Raw genomic sequence first — 25,129 nt, forward strand, 5'->3', positions numbered from 1 at the left:
ATATCATGTTAGTTTGTCTTGACCCTAACGTATTGCATTTTCTGTGATGGCATAGACTTGGCCTGAAGAAGTAGCGTTTTTAAAACGGCTAGCTATCAGGTCGAGTCTAATCCTTAACAGTTCGACGTTGCTTAGATTTATTTGATATGGCTTATAGAGCGATCACATTTTTTTAAAATGCACGGATGTGAGCTCTTATATCGGACCAAACATACCCTAATCCAACTCCACCAACCTCCGCATCAACGGAAAATACAGCGCACACCGAATATTCCTCTCTCCCCGCGCATAAAAGAGCTTGCGGTAATTCTCCAGCTGATTCCGATACTGCTCCAGCTGAGCCGCAATAAACTCTTCTTGGCTTTCCTCACCACTGGGCTCTGCGGTTTTGTAATCGACAATCCAGCGGGTGCCTTCGTTGTCGATAAAGGTGCGGTCCACAATGGAGCGCCGCAATTGTCGGCCGCCGCTATGAAGTTCCAGTTCGCAGGCGGATTCCCTTAGTGAGCCGTCTAATAGCCAACGGCCGGTTGGGCAGTTGAGGCTGTTGCGTACGGCGATTTCCACTTTCTCGGCGGCGCGGTCCAGGCTGGTGGCGGATAGCCCCAATTGTTTCAGGCGCAGTTGCCATAAGGGGCGTTGGGCTTCTAGTTTGCTGGGAGTCCAGTCGTTGATATTGGTCTCGGCAATGGTGGCGAGGGTTTCGTGGGCTACGGTGCCGGCGTGTTTGAGCCAGCGCAAGGCTACCTGGCCCAGTTCGGGAATATTGTCTTCTTCCTCTGTTTTGGGTTGGTAGTCTGGCATGCGGTATTGGGCCAGCCGTTCCTGCCGGGGCATGGCTTGGGGTTGCCATTGGTTGGGTAGGCGCAGTAAGTAGTCGTGATCTCTGCTGGCTTCGTCCTGGTTGAGCAGGGGTTCTTCCGCTTCCAGCCAGTGGCACCAGTCGCTTTCCTGATGGTGCAAAACACTGGGCCAGATGCCGGCGAGTAGGGCGGCGCTACCGGGGGCTTTTAGGTGGCCCTTTTTTTCATCCCGGTTGATACAGGCCAACAGATGCAGCGAGCGGATGGCGCGGGTGCAGCCTACATATAACAGGCGCGTGCCTTCCAGGCGTTCGCGCTCGCTGTTGTCGTGCTTCAGATATTCAAAAACCTGGTCGCGGCCGCCGCGCGCATTTTTGGGGGCGAGCAGGAAGCGGCTTTCGCCTTCGCGGCTAAGCCATTCGCTCCAGCGCAGCAGTTGATCGCTGCCGGGTTTGCCGCCTTGGTCGAGGCCTGGGATCAGTACGTGTTCGAACTCCAGCCCTTTGGATTTGTGAATGGTCATCACCTGAACTTTGGCATCCTGGGCGGGGCGGGCGTAGAGCTGTTCCAGGGCCAGGGTGAATTGTTGCCAGTCGGTAATGGCTCCGCCGGTATCGAAGGCTTCTAATAATTGCAGAAAATCCTGCACATTATTCAGGTCGGATTTTTGCGCAACGGTGGCGGGGCCGCCCAGTTCCAGCCAGAGGCCTTCAATCCAGGTGCGCAGGGGTTTGCGGCCGCGCTGTTGCCAGGCGTGTAGCAGTTTGGAGGCCACTTGGGCCAAGCGCGTGCGCCCTTCATCGCTGAGTAGGGCGATATCTTCCACTTCCTGCAAGGCCATTAATAGTGGGCGCGCGCTGGTATCGGTTACGGTGATATCCCCATTGCCCCAGTTGGCCAGGGTGTAAAGGTCTGGTAGTTGCAGTCCGCACCAGGGGGCGCGGAGTACGGCCAGCCAGCTGATACGGTCGCTGGGGTCGAGCAGGGCGCGGGTGAGGCTGAGTAAATCCAGCACCACCATTTTACTGGCGAGTGGCGCCAGCTCTGGAGCCTGGAAGGCGATATTGGCGGCGCTTAGGGCTGGCAAAATCTTTTGCAGGTGTTTTTTCTTGCGCACCAGAATGGCGATGCGGCTCTCCGGATCTTGCGCTTGTAATTGCTGCACCAGTTCAACCGCTTGAGCGGCTTCGCGGTTGCGGTCTTCGTCATCGATGCAGCCGTAAAAATTGACCGAGGGCTCGGCCCATTTGCTGCCTTTAAACGCTTCGGATTGTAGATAGCGCACGGCGCCGCGACCGATATTGTCTGCTTGCGGAAAGGCCCTTTGGAAAGTCTCGTTAACCCAGTTCACCACTGCACTTTCGGAGCGGAAATTTACCTGGAGGTCGAGGGCTTCCAGGGGCACTTCACCGATACCGCGTTCGCGCGCATCCAGGAAAATACCCACGTTGGCATTGCGGAAGCCGTAACAGGACTGCATGCCGTCGCCGACAATAAATAAGGTGCGGCCGTCTCCTTGCTGCCAGCCGGCAGTGAGTTTTTCCAGCAGTTGTAGCTGGGTGTGGGAGGTGTCCTGGAACTCGTCCACCAGAATATGCTGGGTTTGCAGGTCCAGTTTTAGGGCCAGGTCTGTGGGGTTATCGCTATCGCCCAGGGCGATCAGTGCGGCTTGGGCCACTTCGGTATAGTCGGTGGCGCCCAGCTGCTGGAAGACCAGCTTTAATTCTGCGACCAACTTGGGCAGTACCTGGGCGAGCCCTTGCAGCAGTTGCCATTGGCTCTGTTGCAGTCCGCTGGGGAGTTTGCCCACTTCCCGCAGGGCGGAGAGCAGCGGTTCGTTGCCGGCCAGTTCCGCCAGCAGGTCTTTCATGCGCTGTTTGTATTCTTCGGCGATGGGGCGCTCGGGATCTTTTTTATCCGGCAGGCCAAAACCGAGTTTTTTATTGATGCCGCCGCCTTTGCGCAGATCACCGGTGGTGGTGAGGAGCAGGCTGCCGAGTGCGAGCCAGGCGGGCAGGCCGCTGCTGTCTGTGCTGGGGAAATCGTCCAGTTCGGCGAAGAAGCACAGGCCGTGGCTGGGGTTTTCCTTTTGTAAATTGCCGCCGGCATAACTGGCTAGCTCCAGCAGTTCCCCGGCAACACTGCCGAGGGCTGTGGTGAGGTCTTGCAGCTTTTCTGCTACCAATTCGTCGATCACAAAATGGAAATAATCCTGGGCGCCGTCGAAGTTAACGCTCAAAAGTGGGCCGAGCCATTGCTCGCGCTTGTCCAACAAAATACGCAGCAGCTTATTGAGTTGGCCGAGATCGTTGTCCAGGTGGAGCAGTAGCTGCTGTAGGTCTGCGTCTGGGGTTTCGCCATCGAGATGTTTGAGCAGATTGACCACGGCCAGTTCGAAGGCGATTTGGGTGCGCTCCAGAGGTTCACCCGGTGCGCCCAGGCCACTTTCGATCGGCAGTTGGCTGGCGAGGCTGCGGCAGAGGCCGTCGATGGTTTGAATGCGCAGGCGCTGGGGTGTTTGCAGCAGTTCCCATTCCAGTTCGCGATCCCGCTCCAGCAGGGCGCGGGCTAAATCCCAGGTGATGGCATCGTGGGGGTTATCTGGCCGGGCTTGGTCGCGGGCACTGTGCAGGGCGTCGATCAGGCGCTCGCGCATTTCACCGGCAGCTTTGCGGGTGAAGGTAATGGCCAGCACTTCTTCCGGTTGCTGGCAGGCGGCGAGCAACTTTAATACGCGCTGGGTGAGCAGGCCGGTTTTACCGGAGCCCGCCGGGGCAGATACGGCAAAGCTACGGCTGATATCCAGGGCTTGGCTGCGGGCGTCGGCATCAATGGGGCGGCGCAGGGCGGGAGTGGTCACGACTTCGTTCATTCGGTTATTTGCTCCCTTTCCGGCCAGCGGTTTAGGGGCCAGAGTTCACTGTTGTTATCGGTGGGGCGATCAAAGGCGAGGGTGGCTACACCGCTGCGATATTCCGTGGCGAGGGATTCCAGGCTGTAGCGCCAGTGCTCCACCAGATTGCTCCAGGTGCCGTAGGGGGATTCCTTTTCGGTATCGCCCACGGCTTTAATGCCGGTGATGGGGTGCTCCAGGTCTCCGCAGCCATTCCATTTGCAGTCGCCGTTGCGCACCTGGCCGAAGGCGATGGCGTGGGCGTCCGGTTGGAACAGGGCGTAGAGCGGCAGCTGGGGTTCGCGGATGCGCTGGGTAAGCCAGTCGCGAATACTGGGAATGCCGGTTTTGTAATCGATCACCAGTTGCTCGCCGCTGGCGAGTTGGTCCAGTCGATCCAGGCGCAGGTTAAAGTGCAGCCCGCCGATTTCCACGGCTTGTTCCCATTCGACTTTTTCTACGGAGAAATTGGGCCTGTCCAGTTCCACGGACAGCCATTGTTGCAGCAGGCGCTCCAGGCGCTGCTTTTCCATGGCCCAAAATCCGATCGGCAGGTGATTGTATTTTTTGCGCACACTGCCAAGGGAACGCTCCACCGCGCGCTCGATTTGCGCTTGGCGTTGCTCGTCGTCCATAGCTTGCAGTTGTGCGAGGGTGCCGCACTGTTGCCAGAATTCCGCCAGCACCTGGTGCACCACATTACCGCGCTCGGCAGGGCCGAGGCCGATATCCGGTTGGGTAAAACTGCTGGCGCCAAGGCGGAAACGCAATTGCGCATTTAACGGGGACAGGGCTTGGGCCTTGAGCACAGAGGCACCACCGCGCACCCGTTCGCATTCGGCGGGGGTGAGTGGCGGTAGCTTTTTGTCTTCGATTTTTTCCAGCTGGCAGGCTTGCGCCAGTTGGCTGTAGTGATTGTGCAGGGCGCCTTCGGCAAAGTGCTGGGCTTGTTGCGGGCTTTCAAACAAGCTGCTCAGGCCTTGCTGCACACCATCTTCTTCGCAGGTGTAACTCACGACGATATCGCCGCTGGCATTGAGCAGGTCGGCCGTGAGTTCGCGGGCCAGTTCCAATTCCCGCTCGGCACTGGCGCGGGGCATCTTCCAGTGTTTTTGCCATTGAATCGGCAACAGCGGATTGGGTGCCGGTGCCGGCGGCCATTGCTGTTGGCCGAAGCCGACCAGGCGCAGGTGGTCGAAGGCGAGGCCGCCAGCTTCCAATACCCCGAGAATTTGCAGGGGGCCATCGCGGGTTTCCGCTTGGAAGGGGGTGCGGCTGGCAATCTGACGCAGCAATTGCAGGGCCTGGGTGAGGGTAAGGTTGCCACCGCAGGCGCTGAGTGCGGCGAACTCTTCCAGGATGGATTCCCATTGCATCAGCTGCTGGTATTCCTGGCTGTCCGGGTTGCGGCTGCCGGGCCAATTTAATGCGGTAAGTGTTTCGGAAAAACGCGCGGCCCAGATTTCTGCGGGGGCTCGCTGCCAGCGGCGGGCGCGCTCGGCCATTTGTTCCAGCTGGCGGGGCAGTTGCGGCGATTCCAAGTGGAGGACTTCTGCGGTGTGCTCGGCCCAGTAGCGCAGGGTTGCGCCGTCGATGCGGCGCAGCTCCAGTTTCTGTAAACGGCGGAATAGGGCACTGCGCAGCCAGGTTTCACTGTCGTCACCCCTGAAGGGGCTGAACAGGATGTTTTGCAATTGGGGGTAATCCCATTCGTCTTGCAGTAGCGATAGCAGTTGCAGGGCGGCGCTGCCGACCGGTGTCTGCGCCAGGGGCGTACCCGCGGAGAAGTTAAACGGCAGTGTGTAGCGCGGTTGCTGCGGGTCCAGGTATTGGGGTTCGAGCACGCGGGAAAATACCGCTTCCACTTGGGCGCGACACTGGCCCAGATTGTTCACCACGATGCCAACGCTGTAGCCGGGGTTTTCAGCGAGCTTTTGCCCAGCCCAAAGGGCGGCCTGGTAGAGTTCTTCATCTAAATCTGCGCAGGCGGCTACGGATAATTCACTCTGCTGGGTAAGTCCCGGCCTCTCATTAACGGCTGTTGCACCTGCGTGAATCAGGGCATTGGCGAGGGGCGAAATCTGGGCAAAGCCGGCGGTATCAATTTGCGGCAGGGGTTCCAGAATGCCTTCTTGGAATGCGCGCAGGATCAATTGATCGCGCTGGTCTGGCGTGATGGCGCTGTGGGCCTGAAGCTCAGAGGCAAAGGCCTTGATCATGGCGCACAGCGGCAGTTCGTCGCTGCGCATAGCGAGTGCGAACTGTTCCAGTAGGGGAGTTAGCGCTTCATCTATTTGCGAGAGATCGGAGATCAGCTGCCATTGGAGTAGCTGCGCCAGGGCGCTATCGGCATCCCGGCACAGTTGCTGGCTGTTGAGCAGTTGCCGGTCCAGGGACTCATCCAGAGCGCGCTGCCAGAGTAACTGCCGCTGCTCGCGATTCAATACCTGCTGCAAGGCGGGCTGCCAGTTGCGCTGTTGCAGCTGGAACCAGAGTTTGTCCAGCCAACTGCGCAGGGATTCCACCGGCGGCGGCATCCAGCAGGCACCGGGCGACTGCTGCGCGGCAAACACCTGTTGGCAGCGGTTGCGCAAACGGTTGTTGGGGGTGAGCAGCAGTCCTCCGGGGGGCAGCTGCGCAAATATTTCGAGAGCGGGAAATGCCGGCTTCAGCATGAATTCGGGTACCGGTTAGGGCTTGTTATTCGGGGAACGGTCGCGGTTTGTGACGGAGCTGTCAACCTTGTTTTTGGCGGTCCTAGGGGCTCGACGCGAGAGGTTCGGCAATCGGGGCGAATTCGCGGAAGGCGAGTTCGATATTTCCTGTTTGGTCAACACTGCTGGTAATCAGGCGGCCGGTGTCTGGGGTATCTGGCAGCGTTAGTTTGAGTTCTTCCAGCCACCAGCGCACGCGCCGGGCGATGGCTTCGCCAGAATCCAGCCATTGGATCGAACGCGGGGCGAACTGGTCCAGCTCTTCACGCAATAGGGGAAAGTGGGTGCAGGCCAATACGGCTATATCCACCTGATCGCCTCCGGCGGTGTGGAATACTCGGTGTAATACCGGTTCCAAATCCTTTGCGGTGATGGCTTCACCGCGCAATTTGCTTTCCGCCAGATGCACTAATTCTGGTGCGGGCACATTGATCACCCGGTTGCCATTGGCAAATTGTTCGATCAGTTCGCGGGTGTAGCGGCGGTTAACGGTGCCTTCGGTGGCAATCAGGGCGATAGTGCGGGAACGGCTGGCGGCCGCGGCGGGTTTGACTGCGGGCACAACACCGACCACGGGTTTATTTAGAGATTCACGCAGCTGGGGCAGGGCCAGTGTACTGGCGGTGTTGCAGCCCACCACTAAAATGTCGGCTTCGCAACGCTCCATCATGGCCAGGGCCTGCTGGACGATCCGGGGGCGCAGCTCCTCTTCGCTTTTATTGCCGTAGGGGTAAAAGCCGTTGTCCACACCCAGGTGCAAGGTCAGGCCCGGCATCAGGCGGCGGATTTCCCGCGCAATGCTGATGGCGCCCACGCCAGAATCAAAGATCAGGGCGCTAGGGGCTGGGCTGTCTGGGTGGGCGCTGTGTTTGTGCATGCGTTCTGGAGTACCAACATCGAAACCAATCCTCCAAGAATACCCTAAAACCCTTTGTAAGTTACTGCTGCGCCACGCATCCTCGGTAGGCTTCATTGGGGTTAAGAGTACTTTCCCTGTGCAAGCTGTTAGAATGGCCGCCTCGCCCACGGCTAGTAGTGGGTATGTCGATTGCGGGCGCTTGGTCTGAGCAGAAGCCCGCTTCACACATCTATTCCGGGTCTGGGAGTACCTCTATATGCCAGCGTTCCCGCTGCAACTAAATGCCGATCACGCGCTATTGGCGGCTGTCGCCTTGTTGGTTTTGCTGGGTCTTGTCTTCTGGGTGGGTCGTTCTGCTGGGCGCCGCCGTATCCTGCAAGCGCAAACGGCACAGCAAGAAGCATTAGCAGCGCAGCAAGTGATACAGGCACGCCTTGATAACAGCCGCGAGCGGGAAACTCAGTTGAGTGAAGAGGTGGATTCTTTGCGTAGTGAGCTGGCGGCTAAATTACAGCAGCTCACCCGCAGCCAGGTGCTGGTAGAAAAAGGTGAGCAGGCCCTGGCAGAGCAGCGCAAGCTGATGGAGCAGATGCGCGTTGCCATGGGGGAACAGTTCGAGAATCTGGCCAACCGGATTTTCGAGGAGAAGCAGCAGAGTTTTGTTCGCCGCAGCGAAGATAGCCTGCGCAAGAGCCTCGACCCGCTGGAGCGCCAGCTAGGGGATTTCCGCAAGCGGGTGGAACATGTCTACGATCGCGAAAATGCCGAGCGCAATAGCCTACTTGGGCAGATCAAGGCACTGCGTGAGCAGACCCAACGCATCAGCGATGAAGCCCTGAACCTGACTTCGGCCCTAAAAGGAGATCGCAAGATCCAGGGTAACTGGGGGGAGGTGGTACTGGAGCGGCTGCTGGAAGAATCCGGCCTGCAAAAGGGCCGTGAATACGAAACCCAGGTAACTCTCACCAGTGATGGCCGTAGGCGTCAGCCGGATGTGATCGTGCGCCTGCCGGAAAATAAAGACCTGATTATCGATTCCAAGGTCTCCCTGGTGGATTACGAGCGCTATAGCTCGGCAGAGACCGACGAGGAGCGCACCCAGGCCCTGAAGCAGCATGTGAACTCCCTGCGAGCCCACATCACCGGCCTCAATAAAAAAGCCTATGAACAGCTGGAAGGTGTGCGCACCCTGGACTTTGTCTTTATTTTCGTGCCCATTGAGGCTGCGTATATGTTGGCTATGCAGGCGGACCCGGACCTGTTCCGCTTTGCATACGAGAAACAAATTGTGCTGGTGAGCCCCACCAGCCTGATGGCGACTCTGCGCACGGTCGAGAATATCTGGCGCTACGAGAAACAAAACAAGAACGCGGAAAAAATCGCCGACGAGGCCGGCAAGCTGCACGACCAGTTTGCTATGGTACTGGAGTCACTGGATGCTCTGGGTGACCGCCTGCGACAGGCCGATGACGCTTACCAGCAAACTTATAAGCGATTGGCCAGCGGCCGCGGTAATGCGGTGAAACGTATCGATAGCCTGCGCAAGCTCGGCGCCAAAACCCGCAAGCAAATTTCCGCAGACTTGCGTGAGAAAGCGGAAGAGTCCGCGCTCAAGGCACTTCCCCAGGCTGAAATGGCGCTGGACGAATAACTTACGATGGAAAACCTGGCTTTTGCCCTACTGGTTACCGGTCCGATCTTTTTAATGATCGTCGGCGGCTATCTGCTCACACGGCAGGGCATGCTGCATCAGCCGTTTATAAATGATGCCACTGCATTGGTTTTCAACGTAATGCTGCCGGCGCTGCTGTTTAACAGTATCTATAGCTCCAGCGCGCAACCTTCCAAAGAAATCCCCCTGATAACCGCGGCGGTTTTGGGGACTTTCGCCGTATTGCCGCTTTCCTGGTTATTGGCCAAGCCAATTGCAGTGAAAGATCGAAGCGCATTTATTCAGGGCGCCTTCCGAGGTAACGTGGCTATCGTAGGCCTTGCCTGGGTGGATAAAGCCTTCGGCGCTTCTGGTGTTTCAGACTCCGCGGTATTGGTGGCCGCGCTCACGATTCAGTTTAATGTGTTCGCGGTTATTCTGTTTGTTTTTTACGATAAGGATAAGAAGTTTGGCCTGGGTATGTTACTGGCTGAGCTGGGTAAGAATCCGCTGATTATCGCCGTACTGCTCGCCATTCTTTTTCGTGTAGCGCATATTCAGCTACCGGAAGTCGTGCTCGATACGATCAAAATCTTGGCCTCTGCCAGTCTGCCTATGGGGTTGATTTGCATAGGCGCCAGCATGAAGTTTGGCCATCTGTTGCGTAGCTCACCAACAGCCCTGATGTCCTCACTTTTAAAACTGGTGGCTGTACCCGCACTCTCTGTAGCCATTGGCTGGGGCATGGGACTAAGCCCACAGTATCTCGGCTACCTGATGCTAATTACAGGCTCGCCCTGCGCTATATCGGCATTTGTTATGGCCCACTCCATGGGTGGTAACAGTCAGCTGGCAGCCAATATTGTTGGTCTCAGCACACTGCTTTCTGTTGTATCTGCCAGCATCGGGCTGGCTCTGCTTAAGGTGTATATCTGATGTAAAAAATTCACTAAAAATGGGGGTAGCATGGAGGTACTCACTTTTGCGCTTTCAGTGATTGTTCCAACCTTTCTGACTATGTTTGCTGGATTCTTGTTTTCTCGCTTTAGGATTTTGGAAAAAAGATTCGTTGAAGAAATATCTCGATTTATTTTTCGAGTAACATTGCCTACGCTACTTTTTTTTAATATTTATATGTCAGATGCAGGGCTTGAAGAAGAATCATTGTTTCTGGTCGTAGGTGTACTAGGTACTTTGATTACAATCCCCGTAGCCTGGTTCTTTTCACTTCCTGTCAAGCGAGATGATCGTAGCACCTTCATTCACTCCTCTTTTAGAGGAAATATGGTAATTGTTGGTTTGGCTTGGGTTGAAAGTGCATACGGAATAAGCGGATTGGCTCAGGCGGAGCTATTAATAGCTTTTGTTAGTGTTGTTTATAACGCAGCTTCAGTAATAATTTTGACTTACTATAGCAAAAATAGGCATTTTAGCTGGAAATTATTACTCAAGGAGGTTGGGAAAAATCCTTTAATTACCTCAGTGATGTCCGCTCTTCTGCTGCGGGAGATAGGGGTTGAATTTCCTGAAGTGTTAATAGAAGCTGGAAGTGAAATAGGTTCAATTACTTTGCCGTTAGCTTTGTTGTGTATTGGAGCAAGTTTTGATTTTGATCAGCTTCGTAATAGTTCCTCCTCAGCGATAGGGGCTGTAATGATAAAGTTAACATTGGTACCAGTTGTACTAGTTGCTCTCGGATGGTTGTTTCGTCTCGAGCATCAGGAGTTGGGCGTTCTGTTTTTATTGGCAGCTGTGCCAAGTTCATCAGTTTGCTTTATAGCTGCGCAGGGTATGGACGGAAATAGTTCTATGGCAGCAAATATAATTGGGTTGAGTACTTTACTTTCTATCTTGACCGCGAGTTTTGGGTTGATTTTGTTAAAGGTGTTTTTTGAATGAGTGTTCTTTTGATTTCGATGCTGGCTATTGCGGCTATAATCATCTTCACCCTCGCCGTTATTGCCGGCTACTATCTGCGCAAGCTCTCCGCAGCGCAAAAAAAACAGGCCAAACAACTGGCTGAATTGGAGCAGGCTGCGCAAAAGCAGCGCCAAAGAGTGAACGATAGCATTCAGATTATTGCGCGCTCCCTACTGGATGATAGAATAGGGCTTACTGAAGCTTCCATTCGTATCCGCGTACTTCTGGATGCGCTTCAGGTGGAAGATAGTGTGCGAGAAGAGTTTGTTGCTTTCTACACCATTGCAGAAAAAACCAGCCATATTCCAATTCTAAAAGAATGGAAAGCACTCCCGCGCAAAGAACAATTCCAGTATGAGTTGGAGATGGCGCAAGTGGAAGCGGACTACAAAGATTTCGCCCTAGATGCAGCTAAGCGTATTTTGGGTCGTACTTTTTGAACTTAAAAACTGACAAGTGAAAAAGTACTCAGCGAGCAGAAATCTGCTCGTTGAGATTAGGTGAAGCCTTTCCTCTAAAGCCAGTCTAAATCGCCACTTGAATTAATTTTTTATTAAATTTCATATTTGTGAAAATATATCCCAGTTAACTCACCTGCTATCAATTGTAAACGCCAGCTTAGATATGTTTATAAGTTGACATCTAGCCTGCTTTTTAGCCTAATCCCGCTCAAGGTATCTAAAGCCAAAACCAGCTTTGTCTGTTTGCAGCATTTGGAAGTAGGCTAACTCATTGATTTTTAATGAAGTTGGCAGCTTTATCTAAAGTAAATAAAGCGGATATTTATAGAACCCGTGTTATTTGCCTGCCTGGTGACTTTATCGTTAATAGCTTTCATTTACTGAAGCTCTTATTTTCTGATGTTTCAACCGGATAGAGATGTAGAGAAGAATGATATAAAGGTGCCTGCATTGAGTATATTGTTTGAGTTTAGTCGTTGTAAGACATATAAAGAAGATTCTGGGATAATAGTTAAATGAATAGAGTTATTAAAGGTTTATTGTCAATTTGCTTGCTTGTACCGGGGATTGTCTTTTCTCAAACAAGTGAGGATTTAGCTCGTGAAATATTTATTAATGAAGCTACCAAGAAAGAATTTGCTACTCTCAAAGAGCGCTTTGATGAGCAAAGAGAGGTCTTTATAGAGTTATATGAGCCCTTCTATGAGTCCAGTGAAGCACCGCCGGAAATTATTGCTTTGCAAGAGCAGCTGTACATGGATGTGATTGCTTCAAAAGTATTAAAGTTTGATTCCAAGGAATTTGAAAAAATATTAGTTGATAGTGTTGTTTCATTGCTCACTATTGAAGAGTTGGTGGAGTTAAGAGAAATTCATCGACGGCCTGTGTTTAAAAAGTTGGACAGTATAAGTGAGGCGATTTCCAAAGCAGCTGGAGCGCATATGGAAGTCTGGCATAAAGATAATTTAAAGTTGATGGAGTATTTCACGGGAAGAAGTGAAGAGATATCAATAAAATTGAAGGAGCTAGTAGAGCTCCGAAAGAAAGATGGTGGTAATACCAAGTTTTAACAAGGCGGGTTATTTTTTAGTTTTTAGATGTAATTTCATTGCGTGGGGTTCAAATGGGGGTTAAATGAATCGGATTTTAATCGGTCTTATATTGTTAGCTTTATTTGGCTGTACTTCTCAGGGTCAGGATAAGAAAGAGCTTGCGCTGCCTAGCATCTTAAATTTTGAAGGCAAGAATTATATTTTGGAAACTGCACTCAAAGAGTGTGAAATAGAAGTTAGTAAGCCAGAAAGCAGCGAATTCACAGTAAATATTCCTAAAAAAGAACCCCCAAACTACTACAACTGTGGAGGCGTTTACTCGGATAGATTCCTCTACGGTCAGAGAGTTTTGGAGGAGGATGATTTGGTTTTGGACTTTAAGGGCGTTAAAGAGGTGTAGATCCCATTAGACGGCGAGCCTAAAAAAATATACATATTTGAGGTTCGTTAGCGCAAAGCGGCATCTTTCGGCGTCAATTAGTTTAAGTAAACCAGTAATGGTTTTGTTAGTGTCAGGCGTTTCAGTTGAAATTATTTGGGGTGAAACAAAAGAGTTGCTTTTCACTATATGATTGGAGTGGCAGGAATATTTTAAAAGTATAGGGGAGTGGTGATACCTTTGCTAGCTTTCAGCTGTTTATAGTTGGACTATCGGGGCGAGGTTCTGGTTGCAGTTATATTAGTGAAGACTCGGAAGACAGTAGTTATTCACTAGGGTGCAGGCTTTATTTTGAATCCTGCTGAAAAATCAATAAATTTTTCCGGCACTCGATAGCTCATACTCTGTCTCTAGTTCACAGTTGTGGGCATTTGATTTGCTGTGTATAAGGAAGATCATGATTGATATTTTATTAGGAATAATTACATTTGGTATCTTTGCTCTCTGTTTGCTTGCGGTCTTATTGTTGATTCCAGTGTGGGTAAAGAGTTTAACGGAGTCGGATAGAGATCCCAATCATATCTACAATATTTTTTGGGAGGAAGCTGGCTATAGAGGAGATAAGATAACATCGGTATTAGGGGGTCTTCTTCTGTTCATTGCTTTTTCATATCCTGATGCCGATATTGAGGTGCTGATTTTATGTGCCGTCTTTTCTGTGGTTTGCGGGCTATATCACTCTTCTGTTTATAGAGGTTACGCAGTGATTACCGGAAAAATGAAAGTGGCTGGTATGGCAGCTTTATGTATGCTTACTGCCGTTAGTTTTTTGGTAAGAGCACAAGCGTTATCAAGCTTTTATATTATCTTCTGTGTCATTTCAATAGGTGTAGTTTGGGGCGCTTATGCTGTCTACAGACGCGCTTACCTAATTCGATTAGAAAGGGTGGTATGGAGAGCAAAAAACCAGACTAAGTCGCCTCTTTTAAGCTGAGCCCCATATAAATTCTACTAATAGGCGAAGTGGTGTAACCTATATCTGGCTAAGAGGCCGCAGGAGTGCAATATAGACGACTAAAGCGGCTGTCATTACATCTCTATTAGGCTGGGTGGTTATCATTTCTGATACAGAGGTCTATAAATGGTGATGTTTCACGTTTCATAAGGGTCTGCCCTATATGAGCATAAAACCGTCAAAGATTTTACTGATAAATATATTGATTACTGGCGCATTTTATGTGGCCGGTTTTGTCGCATTAGGCAGCTCGTATCCAACTATCGATTCTAGTGGTGAGCAAATAGTCCAATGGTTTTTAAATAATGGATCGAATGCTCGATTTTATGCTTGGACAGCCGCTTTCTTTTCTCTTGGCCTCGCTATCTTTGGTGGGCAGGTTTCAGCTCTGTTACCAAAGCCGAGTAGGTATATCTTTCTGGCAGGTGTACTAGGGTTTGCTCTCACAGCTCAGGTACAGGCTTGGCTATGGGCAGGATTGGCACTGCATCCTGAAGGATTAGAGCCTGCAGTTGCTCGCACACTCTTTGACATATCTTCTTATTGGGGACCTTTGGTGAATGGGTCAACAACCGCGATGGCGGTAGCTTTTCTTGTTGTAGGGTTTGATAAAAATGTTGAGATCCCGCTTTGGCTTACATGGCTCAGTATCATTTTCTTTGTAGAGCAGGCAATTGAGACCATTACTGTATTCGGTCACAAAGGCTTTATAGCCCCGGGGGGAACTATGAATGTCTATTTAGGGGGCCTTATAGGGTTTCTATGGATTGCAGGGGTTGTACGTTGGGCGATACCACGCATCAATCAGTCCTCTTAATACAAGATTATTAATCGCAGATTTATTTCGCTTATGTGCTGCATGGGGAATGCCTGGTGCGAATTTTGAGTATTGGGCTGTATGAAGTTTTAGACAATGTAACGACTGAATCTAAAAAGTAGGAATTAATCTTAGCTTGAGTTTCTTTGGTATCTATGAAAACTTTCTCGCCGTAAAAATTTTACCCTAAAACTAATTGATCAGGGTTCTTTAGATTTCTCCATTCGTTTGAGAGCTGCAATCTGTTATGGTGACTAATGGGTAAGGCATGACAAGGCTTAAACACTAATAGGTTGTAGAGACCTTTGGTTTTCAATGAGAAAGTAATGCTACTTACCTGTCGCCCCTGTTACGGATATTAGAGGCTCAGGAGTAAAATGACACCAGCAATTTCTATGGCCAAAAAGGCTAAAATCTCTCATAAAGTACATGAATACACGCATGATTCATCTAGTGAATCATACGGATTGGAGGCTGCTGAAAAATTAGGGGTGTCCGAGTCTAGGGTTTTCAAAACACTAGTTGTTAGCCTGGAAAATAAAGAGCTGGCCGTCGGGGTAATTCCTGTTTCATCAATGCTCAGTATGAAGCTCTTTGCAAAATATGCTGGCGCTAAGAAAGCCACAATGGCAACTAAGTCAGATGTAGAAAGATCAACTGGTTATGTACTAGGAGGTGTTAGCCCATTAGGTCAAAAAAGGCTACTTAAAACCATCATTGACTCTTCGGCTAGGAATAACGCTACGATTTATATTAGTGCGGGCCGCAGGGGGCTTGAAATAGAGCTGGCTCCTGATGACTTGGCAAGTCTTGTCAGCGGAGTTTTTTCTGAAATATGTCAGTAATTCGATATCTAATTGTATTGAGTGATTAAACTAGTAGGGGAGTGATTATGATCAAAATACAAACTTTCAAGGGCTAAACTTAACAATTCCATACGCTTCAAACTACACAAGGGGTGTTCTGGTAATGGGGATTGATACACCATTGCGAACAATAAAGCTGAAAATACTATGAAAGCTATCGAATATCTAAAATTTAGCGAGGTTAATCCGCACAAATTTCTGCCTATATTAAATGGCTATAAGACAAGAAAGCATTTGATTGAGCATGAGATATTTACACTTAAAACAGTAACAGAGTGGATGCATTCAAAAATAGAGGTAGATAAAGAGGCAGGTTGTAGAGTTAGAGCCATTATTGTTGATGATGAATTAGCTGGTTGGTGTGGAATTCAACAAGAATGTGGAAAGTATGAGATCGCGATTGTCATTGATGACCAGTTTTGGGGGGTAGGTAGAATAGTGTTTCAAGATCTAATGAGGTGGGCGCGGGAGCTTAATCATGATGAGGTATTAGTCAACTTCCAACACACTCGTCCTATTTATAAGTTCTTGGAGAAAATCGCTGAGGATATTTATGAGTCTGAAATATATGGCAGTAAATTTACAACGTACAAAATTAAGTTGAAATAACATTGTTCAAAAATCAATGTTGATAGGCACCAGAAAATTAAGTATTCAGGATGATTCGAACGTTCATTGCTACAGACTTTCCAAGAATCTTGGAGATCTATACTCTCTCTAAGTTAGATGAGCTTAGATTTGAAGCTGTGGAATTTGAGTTTCTGCCGTTGGAAAAAGATGCGAAGAGGCTGTCAGCGCTAAGGGAGTCAGATATTTACGTCTACGAAGATGAAACAATTCTTGGCTATGGCGCAATGTTCCAGCAAGAAATTCGAGCTCTGTTTGTATGCCCGAGTGCCAGAGGGGAAGGGGTAGGGAAGTCGATACTTGAGTTTCTGCTAACAAAGATCAGTGGCCAAGCTAAGTTGTTCGTTGCAAAATCTAATTGGCCTGCAATCAAGTTTTATCAAAAGGTTGGATTTGAAACAACTAAAGAGTTCATTGCTGAATATAATGGTACGCCGGTGCAGGCTATCGAAATGGTTTGTTCAAATAAGAAGTGTTAGCATCTCGATGCTTGTTACTCCGACCCTACAGGGCTCCCAGAGGTTGTCCTAGTTTTACCTAGGCGATGGGCTAGCTCTTTCTAAGGAATCAAATATGACTGGTAGATTTAATTATTTGGGATTGGCGGGAATACTTACTCTGATCGTTGCAGGGTTGCATGCTGGTTGTATTCTGTTTGGTGCGGAATGGTATCGATTTTTAGGTGCCGGAGAGGCAATGGCTCAAATGGCTGAAACTGGAGATTCTTATCCTACAAAAGTTACAGGTATTATTGTGAGTGTTTTGCTAGTTTGGTCTGCGTATGCTTTTTCCGGTGCTGGCCATATTCTCAGACTTCCATTGTTACGTACAGGTCTCACCCTTATATCTTTGGTGTTACTTGCGAGGGCACTCGGTTTTTACTTTATAATGCCGGCTTTTCCGGATAACTCATTAACTTTTTGGCTTGTTAGTTCAGCATTGTGTTTTACCTTAGGCCTAACCTACTTGCTAGGCTTGAGTCAGTCATGGAGCCGTTTATCAAGCAGGGCTAAACAAAGTAGCGAAAGATAGATGGATATTGGAGGACAGTTTGGTTGTTCAATCTTCAGCATACTTTTTGTTGTCGGTGCTCGCAAAAACTAACATTAAATACGCATCAGAAGCAGACTGGATGTTAGCGAAAAAGTAGTCTGTTGATTTTGATTGGTTCTGGGATAGGCCGTCTGGTATAAGATAATATCGCACCATCTAGATGGTAATTCATATTAAGCCTAATATTTTTCTGGGGAAAGGCTATGAGTGTCTTTGATACAGAACTATAGAGTTAAAATTCAGCTTTAATCCTTCACCTAGAAATCTAGGACCAGGGAAATTATTGTGTTCATAAATGATTGATATATCACTTGCTCGCTAGATCTGTAACATTATCGAGATCTCGATATCCATTCAATGGATGACCCAGAAGCCTAATTAATACATACCGTTCTAATAATAGATAAATTTTTGATTGATTGGTTAGTTAAATTATATCTAATTTTTTAACAGCTGCTACGGGATTTATCTCTAAAGCTTGTAGTTTGCTTTCTTTATCCTTGGCGTTAGTGAATGATTTTATACTTGAGTAAATATGTACTAGTTAGTAATAGATAACAGATAATTTAGCGGTAATTATTTGTTTTGAGCGGCGTATTACCTTTGTTTTTATGTAAAGTAATACCGTTGTAAATTACCTTTCATTTTAATAATTTAAAATCTGTTTTTGAGAGTTTGTCGATAATTTCAGATCCCTAGGGATTTTATAATAATGGTGCTGTGCTCCTTTTTTGTAACGGCGTGCAATTAAGTAAATTCAGTCACTCCTCATAGAATGTCATAGTATGCCCATATGGAGTGGTTCTCGACATATTTAACCGTCTTACAATTTATATGGGAAAGAAGGGAGGGTAGAGAAAGTTGAGTTGATCATTGAAGTTTTGATGCGTTGTATTTATTAAAAGCGCTTAATGTATGGAGTTGTCTTTTAGGCGCATTAGTCAGGTAAAAAGGAAAACCAATGTTAATAAATAAAACTTATAAGCGTGCTTTAAAGAGTGTTTTAGGGGCGTTGTTGGTCTCGGTAAGCTGGCAGACACAAGCTCTTACCTGTCCGCAGCTTACAAATGTGCCATTGCCACCAAAGTGTAGTTCTATGGACTTGGAAAGTTGCAATGCCGCAGTGCAGAATATAATCCCAGCGGCAGCTTGTGCAATTTTTGAAGTATCGCCCGCCGCCAATGATGCTACATTAGTACTTCGTTTTACGACGTTGATCACTAACTCTTGGTATGATGCCACAGCACCTTATCACCCTACCGCAAAAGGGGTATATTCTGATATCGCGCGAATGCCGGAGCCGGAAGACAACAGAGAGTTAAATGTTGCGCTTTCTTATGCATCTCATAAAGTATTAAGTGGACTGTTTCCACATCTAACCCCTGAATGGGATAGCATGTTGGTTGAAATGGGTTTAGATCCTTATGACTTGTCAGAAGACACAACTACACCGATTGGTATAGGAAACTACGCAGGCAGAAAGGTTCTGGAAGGGCGTGCAAATGACGGTATGAATCAATTGGGTAACGAGGGTGGTCAGTTATATCATCGTTTACCTTATGCCGATTACACTGATTTCAAACCGGCAAATACTGCATACAAATTACGTTTTCCTTCGAAGTGGCAGCCAGCAGTTCTGATGGAGCGCCCTGGTGTATACCGGATTCAGCAGTTCGTCACCCCTCAAATCGCCTTAACAACACCATATAGTTATGAGTCTCCAGACGAATTTACTTCACCAGTACCTCTGAAATCCAAAATTTGGAATTATCCAAGTTATTTGACTCAAGTAAATGACGTGCTAAATACATCTGCCAACTTAACTGATGAGCAGAAGATGAAAGCTGAGCTATTTGATATGAAGATATTCAGCTTAGGCTTTGCTGCGGTATTTGCATCGGAATCCCAAGGCTTATCATTGATGGATTTCATTCACTATGATTTCCTCACCAATATGGCCGCCTTTGATACAGCAATTGCAATTTGGAAAGAGAAGCGTCGACATAACTCCGTGAGACCATTTTCCGCCGTTCGCTTTATTTATAAGGATGAACCTGTTACTGCTTGGGGTGGAGTAGGAAAAGGAACGGTGAATGATTTACCTGCTAGCCAGTGGGCTAGCTATCTGCCTGTGGCTGATCATCCAGAATACCCATCTGCTTCCGCTAGCTTTTGTGCAGCACATGCAGAAACAAGCAGACTTTTTTTGCCTGAAGGGGATGTATTGGGTTATACGGTACCAGCGCTTGCTGGCAGTTCACAAATTGAGCCTGGTATAACACCACAAAATGATTTGTATTTGTATTTCCCTACTTGGACTTCTTTTGAGGAGGATTGTGGTAACAGTCGAGTTTGGGGTGGTGTGCATTTTGAGCCTTCTGTTCCAGCGGGTCAGGCGATTGGGCGCGAAATTGCTAACCGTGCCTATCAATTTTATCTTTCAAAAGTAGCAGGTCAGTAAATACAATTAATTGGAATGGAGGCTATAATTTTGAGCATTTTGCTCAATTTTCATGGTCTCTGTTCTATTTTAGATCTTGCTATTCCTAGCTGAATATAGAAACATTTATCCCGCAAATAATCGCTGATTCCTAGTCCATAGATTTTTATAGAAAGGGAGTTTTCTGATATTTATATTGGCGCTTTTTTTAGTTGCCCAGCCAATATAGATGAAATGTTAATGATAATAACTGGATTCAGTAAAAATAGTTTAGTCGCAGTGGTTAAAAAGAGTGCAGTGAGTCGAGGGAAAGCTCAGTCTGATTGTTGTACGATTGAGAGCTAGGCTAAATCTATAGGCATCGTCTGATTTCTGAATAATAGTTGAGAGCTTTACAGGCTAGTACTTGATTGATAACTTGTGTTTTCAAGTGTCGCATTTGGCAGTATGATGAAAACAAGAAAGTGTACCATCTCGATTTTTTTATCCATTAGATCGATGGTGTTCGAGGAGGTTCACTACACTCCATTGCGATACTTTTCTCTATACTGATTATCTTCTTTACTTCCTAAGTTGCTGATAGACAAATAAAATATGGGAAACTTAAACGTGGCAAAATTCTACAAACCAAATCTACAGCTTATTTATGTCTCAGATATTCAAGTTTCAACTGGATATTATAAACAGCTATTTAATCTAGAACCTTACTTTGTTTCCCCCAGATATGTTGTCTTCAAAGTTGATGGTGAGGCTGATTTTGCAATATGGTCCGGCGGTGAAGTACCTGATAAAGAATCTCCAAGATATACTGAAATTGGTATTAACCTAAAAACGGATGATGAGGTTGAAGAACTCTATTTACAATGGATGGATAGTTCTTTTATAAGCATACACAAAGAATTATATACAGATGTGTTCGGAAGAACTTTCTTGGTAAAAGATCCAGATGGACATATTATCCGGGTTTCATCTGCTGACTAATTGAAAGCTCCCTAGGCGGCTAGTTATATGCTCTGGTTATGGCTTTAATATATATGGGGTAGTTACGATACTAAACTATGGTACCATCTAAATTTTTTACCGAAAAATAACGTCAATTCGTCGATATTATAGTCATTACGTATTGAAATTTTCTTTGTTAGAGTGCCTGCTTTAGTTAAAGTGTGTCATCCCTGATAGTTAATGACGGCTTTTTCTGCTGGGTTTAATTTTTACATTTTGGTGTTTAAGAATGATGTATAAGAAAGATATAGTTATAGGTTTACTGGCCTTCAGTTCGGCTTTATTTGGGTGCTCTGTAAATAGTGATAAGACTCAGCTAAGCTCAGATTCTACTATGAGTAGTGCTCAGCAGCTTCATGATATTGCTGGTCAATATCATGATATCTACTTAAAGAACTATCAGACAGATGCTTACTTTTTAAATCTGGAGCCGGAAAGACATAATCTATTTCTTAATAACACACCTAATAATTTATCCGCCTTAATTAATTTCGAAGATGAATTGCTGGAGAGGTTGGCGGCTATAGATCCAAGTAGTCTGAAGAATGATCAAGAGCGTGCTTTTTATTTTAAGCTCAAGGAACAATTGGAGGCGAATGTCGGATTGAGAATCTGTAAATCTGAATTGTGGTCAGTCAATCATATGTTTGGTCCCCATATTAGATTGAGTCTCATCAGTGAGTTTCAGCCAGTTGAGACGGCCCAAAATAAAGCTGATGCAATTGAGCGTTGGCGTAGTGCTGCCAATTACTACGATCAGGAAATTACTAATCTCAAGAATGGTCTCAAGCAGGGGTATTCCGCTCCGAAAAGTGTGGTAAACCGTGTAATTAAACAAATTGACGGATTAACTCAGATACCGATGGATAACCATCCATTCAATAGCTTGTCCGAGCGCACAGATGATTCAAAGTTTGCCGCTGATTTTAAACAGGTTTTAGCTGTTGAATTGATTCCATCAATGGAGCGTTATAGTGATTTTTTAAAATCTGAATATTTACCGAAGGCAAGGGAGGAGCTGGGAATTCATGCCATCCCCAATGGTCGTGAATGTTATATGGCTCAATATCGGGCTTACACCGGTCTAAAGAGAACGCCCGAACAGGTTTTCCAGTTGGGTCTTAACACTGTAAATGAAAATAAGAACGAAATAGTCAGTTTGGGATCGATTCTTTATGATTCCAGCTCATTCTCAGAAGCGGTTGAGAAGGCTAGTGCTGATGATTCTCAGAAGTTTAATAGCTCATCTGAGATGCATGAGTTTTATGAGGCGCTAGTAGCTAAATCTAAAAATCTTACTGCGGATTATTTTTATGATATGCCTTCCATAGCGCTGGAGGTAAGGCCTATACCTGAACATGAGCAAGGCTCCGGCAGAAGCGCCCATTATACACCAGGCAGTGAGGTACGTTCTGCTAGGTTTGCCTATGATCCAACTACTTTCAAAGATGAGTCTTATGCCTCAGCTGAGACTGTGACAATTCATGAGGGGTATCCGGGGCATCACCTGCAAATAGCTTTGAGTCAAGAGCAGGATAGTTTTCATCCGATTGAAAGTACTTTTATGAACGGTGCTTTTGTTGAAGGGTGGGGGAGATATGCAGAGCACCTCGCTGAAGAGGCCGGCATTTATCAGTATGGTTCAACTAAAATCTTAAGACGTGCGTGGCCAGCAAGGGGAATGGTGGCTGATACTGGAATGCACATGCTCGGTTGGAGTAACGATCAAGTTGCGAAATTTTTAAAAGAGTCGGGTGCCTCTTTCGCAAGAGATCCCAGTTCATTGATGGACCGAATGGCGGTGATGCCTGCTCAATTAACATCCTATGACTCTGGCGCGTTAGAAATCTTTGCCTTAAGGGAGTTAATGCAAAACGAACTGGGCGAGGATTTTGATATTAAGGATTTTCATGAAATTGTCTTGAAGAATGGTAGTCTTCCTCTACCCAGGCTTAGTGAGAAGATTGTCGGATTCATTAAAGAAAAGAAACGCGGTTAATTAACCGTGATAAATACTAATTCTGCCCCGTAAATTAATGGAGCCGAATTAGTATTCAAGTGAAACTTTCTATCACCGCCTGTTTTTCTTTTTGCCCAGTACTCCCAAAGAAATCAGATTATTATGGGTTATATTTAAGCCTGCTCAAATCAGGCTGACATGGAAGCGGCATGGCTTGGTTCAAATGTCTCCCAGAAAGGGGGGCTAATAGTGTAAGGTCTGAGAAAAATTAAGGTTTAGGTTGTACCCGAAGCTTTCTAGGTCATTTTTAAGGCGTTGACACAGCTTAGTTATACGTCTGCGATTTGCTCTCCGGTTATAGAGGCGAGAAACAGAACGCAGAGATGGTAATCTGCGACTACCGATACCATCAATGATGACAAAATGGCCATTGATTTCATCCCACACTATATTGACCGTTCTTAAATCACGAACGACGATGAAAGTTCTCTCTAGCCACTTAAACAGATCATTAAGTCTATCCGCATGCTCCTGATTGAATTTTTTACTGCTGATTAACGCACTTAGAGTGTCTGCAAGTTCTCCATTGTGCTTTTTCACTGCTTTTACGGTGATACCTAACCCCAAATTAGTGTCTACAAAGCCTTTAAAGTCCTGTACAAAATGAGTATTTTCAACCTGACCTTCGCGTAGGTAGATGTGTTCAGAGACTTCTTTCATATATGGCCAATAGTAGGTTAGTCGGCGTAGTCGGGTAGAGATGGAATACTTATGATCCATTCTTTTCCTAAACCGATCGCTGATTACCTTAATAAGTAGATCATCAGATTCGGGGTGAGGAAACACTAGCCTCTCATTGCCGTTGGCGATAGCCTGGTCTAACCTTAGTTGCAAATCCATAATTGCTTACTCAAAAATCAATTCCTTTCTTATCCCTTTGCTCAACTATTGGGTTTATCTGCCGACAAATTGGGACGTATCACCTAAGTATAGATAATATTCACTTTTTTTCCCTGAAAAGTAGTTAAATTACAGCATAAATCAACCAGTAATTGAGCGGGGGCAACGATGCCAGATTTCAACTTTAAATTAAAGTTTCATGACATAGAAAGAAATAGACTAAGAGTGGGTTTAGGAAATACCAGTGGTTGTACCTGAGCATTTAGCGTTACGATCTTGCCAGATTACTCACTGAGAAATCACCCACTGAGAGAACGTAGAAGTTCGGACTCATACTGTAGTTTTCAGTTGTAAGATTTCTAACCTTAACTAGCTTTTTGAGGGCAAAGTAGTTTGAATTCAATTACGCTACCGTTATCAGCTTGAGTATTGGATGAATAGAAATATCAACAAACAAACTATCAGCTGGATAGGGAGTTATATGCTGACCCTATCCAGATATTAAAGATTAATTTTTATAATGTGTTTTAACAAGGGCCTGTTTGAATGATTAAATCCCCATCTGCCTGGAAGCCAGATCCCGCATAATTTCTTCAGATCCACCACCAATTGCATTCACCCGCACTTCACGATAGATACGCTCAATCCGGCTGCCGCGCATATAGCCTGCGCCACCCAACACTTGCATCGCCTCCCGAGCGCAGAACTCGAGGGTTTCTGTGGCTTGGACTTTGAGTAGAGCGATATCGGCCACCTTGAGCTGATGTTGTTGCTCCGCCCAGGCACAGAGGTCCAGATAGGCTTGGGTGGCATTGATGCGTTGAAGCATTTGGGCAAACTTGTGTCGAATCACTTGGTGATTGGCGAGGCGCTTTCCGAAAGTTTGGCGCTCTTGGGCCCACTCAATGGCATCCTGCAAACAGACCCGGCTGAATTCTACACAAGAGGCGGCAATGCCCAGGCGCTCGCGATTGAAGTTGTGCACTATGGGTAAGAAACCTTGGTTCTCACCGCCAATTAGATTGCTCACAGGCACGCGCACCTGATCAAAAAAGATACTGGCCGTATCAGAGCACCACCAGCCCTGCTTTTTATCGAGTAGCTGCCGGCTAACGCCTTCGGCATCCGCAGGGATTAAGAGCAGGGAGATACTGCCGAAGCCTTCTTCACCAGTGCGCACGGCAGTAGTAAACCAGTTAGCGCGCATGCCGCCGGTGATATAGGTCTTTTCGCCGGTAACGATATAGTCATCCCCATCACGCTCTGCGCGGCACTGGAGATTGGCTACATCGGAGCCTGCGCCGGGTTCGGTAATTGCCAGGGAAATATGCTTTTCGCCGCGTAATACCGAGGGGATAACCTGATCTTTTAGGGCCTCACTGCCATAGTGCAGTAATGGGGGCAGGGCAATGCCGTGGACCATTAGGCTGGCGTAGAGGCCACCAGCGCCGGGGCGGGCTAACTCCTCTGCGGCAACAATCATATGGAAGACATCGGTTTCGATGCCGCCGTAGTTTTCCGGATAACTCATCTGCAGAAGGCCAACTTCTGCGGCTTTTTTCCAAAGCTCGGCGGGTAGCTGGCCGTCTTCGTCCCATTCAGTAATGTAGGGAGTAATCTCACGGTCGACAAAGCGGCGCAACTGGGTGCGCCATTCCTGATGGCCTTCGTCATAGAAGGGGCTTGCCATGCGGGAGGCATCAATATCGTACATGCT

General features: G+C 47.5%; 20 protein-coding genes. 15 read left to right on the top strand and 5 right to left on the bottom strand.

The genetic code is table 11. The features are described 5' to 3' along the window. Positions 1–216 precede the first annotated feature (216 nt). The 3 genes from ACXAFI_RS07555 to murI all read right to left on the bottom strand — a co-directional run bounded on the left by ACXAFI_RS07555 (position 217) and on the right by murI (position 7,494). Positions 217–3,675, bottom strand: coding sequence for a UvrD-helicase domain-containing protein (locus tag ACXAFI_RS07555; protein WP_475108300.1), 3,459 nt, complete (start codon positions 3,673–3,675; stop codon positions 217–219). Further along, entirely contained in the window at positions 3,672–6,371 is a 2,700-nt protein-coding gene (locus ACXAFI_RS07560) for a PD-(D/E)XK nuclease family protein (RefSeq protein WP_475108301.1), read from the bottom strand. Before ACXAFI_RS07560 ends, ACXAFI_RS07555 begins: the two co-directional genes overlap by 4 nt. An 82-nt stretch (positions 6,372–6,453) precedes the next feature. Beyond that, positions 6,454–7,494: a glutamate racemase gene (gene murI, locus ACXAFI_RS07565; RefSeq protein ID WP_475108302.1), complete on the bottom strand. Its 1,041-nt coding sequence runs from the start codon at positions 7,492–7,494 to the stop codon at positions 6,454–6,456. A gap of 31 nt (positions 7,495–7,525) precedes the next feature. On the opposite strand from murI, the gene ACXAFI_RS07570 reads away from it, so the two are divergent. The 15 genes from ACXAFI_RS07570 (at position 7,526) to ACXAFI_RS07640 (ending at position 22,551) form a co-directional block, all read left to right on the top strand. Further along, entirely contained in the window at positions 7,526–8,920 is a 1,395-nt protein-coding gene (locus ACXAFI_RS07570) for a DNA recombination protein RmuC (protein ID WP_475108303.1), read from the top strand. Between the two features lie 6 nt (positions 8,921–8,926). Further along, positions 8,927–9,856 (top strand): AEC family transporter, encoded by a 930-nt coding sequence (locus ACXAFI_RS07575; RefSeq protein WP_444922352.1) that lies wholly within the window; start codon positions 8,927–8,929, stop codon positions 9,854–9,856. A gap of 30 nt (positions 9,857–9,886) precedes the next feature. Then, the gene (locus ACXAFI_RS07580; RefSeq protein ID WP_475108304.1) at positions 9,887–10,819 is read left to right on the top strand and encodes an AEC family transporter; all 933 of its coding nucleotides are present in this window, start codon (positions 9,887–9,889) and stop codon (positions 10,817–10,819) included. Next, entirely contained in the window at positions 10,816–11,280 is a 465-nt protein-coding gene (locus tag ACXAFI_RS07585; RefSeq protein WP_475108305.1) for a DUF2489 domain-containing protein, read from the top strand. The genes ACXAFI_RS07580 and ACXAFI_RS07585 overlap by 4 nt, the downstream gene beginning before the upstream one ends. A 536-nt stretch (positions 11,281–11,816) precedes the next feature. Beyond that, positions 11,817–12,371: a hypothetical protein gene (locus tag ACXAFI_RS07590; protein WP_475108306.1), complete on the top strand. Its 555-nt coding sequence runs from the start codon at positions 11,817–11,819 to the stop codon at positions 12,369–12,371. A gap of 64 nt (positions 12,372–12,435) precedes the next feature. Further along, positions 12,436–12,753 (top strand): hypothetical protein, encoded by a 318-nt coding sequence (locus ACXAFI_RS07595; RefSeq protein ID WP_475108307.1) that lies wholly within the window; start codon positions 12,436–12,438, stop codon positions 12,751–12,753. Between the two features lie 436 nt (positions 12,754–13,189). Beyond that, a complete protein-coding gene (locus ACXAFI_RS07600) occupies positions 13,190–13,726 on the top strand; it encodes a hypothetical protein (protein ID WP_475108308.1) in 537 nt (178 codons plus the stop codon). A gap of 184 nt (positions 13,727–13,910) precedes the next feature. Continuing rightward, positions 13,911–14,564, top strand: a complete 654-nt coding sequence (locus ACXAFI_RS07605; RefSeq protein WP_475108309.1) for a hypothetical protein — start codon at positions 13,911–13,913, stop codon at positions 14,562–14,564. Between the two features lie 377 nt (positions 14,565–14,941). Then, positions 14,942–15,409 carry a Cys-tRNA(Pro) deacylase gene (gene ybaK / locus ACXAFI_RS07610; RefSeq protein WP_475108310.1) on the top strand — a complete coding sequence of 156 codons (468 nt, stop codon included), beginning with the start codon at positions 14,942–14,944 and terminating at the stop codon, positions 15,407–15,409. A gap of 168 nt (positions 15,410–15,577) precedes the next feature. Beyond that, complete coding sequence (locus ACXAFI_RS07615) at positions 15,578–16,039, top strand: GNAT family N-acetyltransferase (RefSeq protein ID WP_475108311.1); 462 nt, start codon at positions 15,578–15,580, stop codon at positions 16,037–16,039. Between the two features lie 50 nt (positions 16,040–16,089). Further along, positions 16,090–16,536, top strand: a complete 447-nt coding sequence (locus ACXAFI_RS07620; protein WP_475108312.1) for an N-acetyltransferase family protein — start codon at positions 16,090–16,092, stop codon at positions 16,534–16,536. 94 nt (positions 16,537–16,630) lie between these two features. Next, entirely contained in the window at positions 16,631–17,089 is a 459-nt protein-coding gene (locus ACXAFI_RS07625; RefSeq protein ID WP_475108313.1) for a hypothetical protein, read from the top strand. 982 nt (positions 17,090–18,071) lie between these two features. After that, positions 18,072–19,571: a vanadium-dependent haloperoxidase gene (locus ACXAFI_RS07630; protein WP_475108314.1), complete on the top strand. Its 1,500-nt coding sequence runs from the start codon at positions 18,072–18,074 to the stop codon at positions 19,569–19,571. A 588-nt stretch (positions 19,572–20,159) separates the two neighbouring features. Then, positions 20,160–20,531: a VOC family protein gene (locus ACXAFI_RS07635; RefSeq protein WP_444922340.1), complete on the top strand. Its 372-nt coding sequence runs from the start codon at positions 20,160–20,162 to the stop codon at positions 20,529–20,531. Positions 20,532–20,781: 250 nt separating this feature from the next. Continuing rightward, on the top strand, positions 20,782–22,551 hold the full coding sequence (locus tag ACXAFI_RS07640) for a DUF885 domain-containing protein (RefSeq protein WP_475108315.1): 1,770 nt from the start codon (positions 20,782–20,784) through the stop codon (positions 22,549–22,551). A gap of 204 nt (positions 22,552–22,755) precedes the next feature. Here ACXAFI_RS07640 and ACXAFI_RS07645 read toward each other — a convergent pair whose 3' ends face one another. Continuing rightward, positions 22,756–23,412, bottom strand: a complete 657-nt coding sequence (locus tag ACXAFI_RS07645) for a YrbL family protein (protein WP_475108316.1) — start codon at positions 23,410–23,412, stop codon at positions 22,756–22,758. A 550-nt stretch (positions 23,413–23,962) separates the two neighbouring features. Then, positions 23,963–25,126 carry an acyl-CoA dehydrogenase family protein gene (locus tag ACXAFI_RS07650; RefSeq protein ID WP_475108317.1) on the bottom strand — a complete coding sequence of 388 codons (1,164 nt, stop codon included), beginning with the start codon at positions 25,124–25,126 and terminating at the stop codon, positions 23,963–23,965. Between the last annotated feature and the right edge of the window lie 3 nt (positions 25,127–25,129).

The organism is Microbulbifer sp. ABH2_005, from assembly GCF_056160005.1.

Excerpts from the sequence above, each read along its gene's own strand:
- ACXAFI_RS07555 (WP_475108300.1), bottom strand. The coding sequence starts at position 3,675 with ATGAACGAAGTCGTGACCACTCCCGCCCTGCGCCGCCCCATTGATGCC.
- ACXAFI_RS07560 (WP_475108301.1), bottom strand. The coding sequence starts at position 6,371 with ATGCTGAAGCCGGCATTTCCCGCTCTCGAAATATTTGCGCAGCTGCCC.
- ACXAFI_RS07570 (WP_475108303.1), top strand. The coding sequence starts at position 7,526 with ATGCCAGCGTTCCCGCTGCAACTAAATGCCGATCACGCGCTATTGGCG.
- ACXAFI_RS07575 (WP_444922352.1), top strand. The coding sequence starts at position 8,927 with ATGGAAAACCTGGCTTTTGCCCTACTGGTTACCGGTCCGATCTTTTTA.
- ACXAFI_RS07580 (WP_475108304.1), top strand. The coding sequence starts at position 9,887 with ATGGAGGTACTCACTTTTGCGCTTTCAGTGATTGTTCCAACCTTTCTG.
- ACXAFI_RS07585 (WP_475108305.1), top strand. The coding sequence starts at position 10,816 with ATGAGTGTTCTTTTGATTTCGATGCTGGCTATTGCGGCTATAATCATC.
- ACXAFI_RS07590 (WP_475108306.1), top strand. The coding sequence starts at position 11,817 with ATGAATAGAGTTATTAAAGGTTTATTGTCAATTTGCTTGCTTGTACCG.
- ACXAFI_RS07595 (WP_475108307.1), top strand. The coding sequence starts at position 12,436 with ATGAATCGGATTTTAATCGGTCTTATATTGTTAGCTTTATTTGGCTGT.
- ACXAFI_RS07600 (WP_475108308.1), top strand. The coding sequence starts at position 13,190 with ATGATTGATATTTTATTAGGAATAATTACATTTGGTATCTTTGCTCTC.
- ACXAFI_RS07605 (WP_475108309.1), top strand. The coding sequence starts at position 13,911 with ATGAGCATAAAACCGTCAAAGATTTTACTGATAAATATATTGATTACT.
- ybaK (WP_475108310.1), top strand. The coding sequence starts at position 14,942 with ATGACACCAGCAATTTCTATGGCCAAAAAGGCTAAAATCTCTCATAAA.
- ACXAFI_RS07615 (WP_475108311.1), top strand. The coding sequence starts at position 15,578 with ATGAAAGCTATCGAATATCTAAAATTTAGCGAGGTTAATCCGCACAAA.
- ACXAFI_RS07620 (WP_475108312.1), top strand. The coding sequence starts at position 16,090 with ATGATTCGAACGTTCATTGCTACAGACTTTCCAAGAATCTTGGAGATC.
- ACXAFI_RS07625 (WP_475108313.1), top strand. The coding sequence starts at position 16,631 with ATGACTGGTAGATTTAATTATTTGGGATTGGCGGGAATACTTACTCTG.
- ACXAFI_RS07630 (WP_475108314.1), top strand. The coding sequence starts at position 18,072 with ATGTTAATAAATAAAACTTATAAGCGTGCTTTAAAGAGTGTTTTAGGG.
- ACXAFI_RS07640 (WP_475108315.1), top strand. The coding sequence starts at position 20,782 with ATGATGTATAAGAAAGATATAGTTATAGGTTTACTGGCCTTCAGTTCG.
- ACXAFI_RS07645 (WP_475108316.1), bottom strand. The coding sequence starts at position 23,412 with ATGGATTTGCAACTAAGGTTAGACCAGGCTATCGCCAACGGCAATGAG.
- ACXAFI_RS07650 (WP_475108317.1), bottom strand. The coding sequence starts at position 25,126 with ATGTACGATATTGATGCCTCCCGCATGGCAAGCCCCTTCTATGACGAA.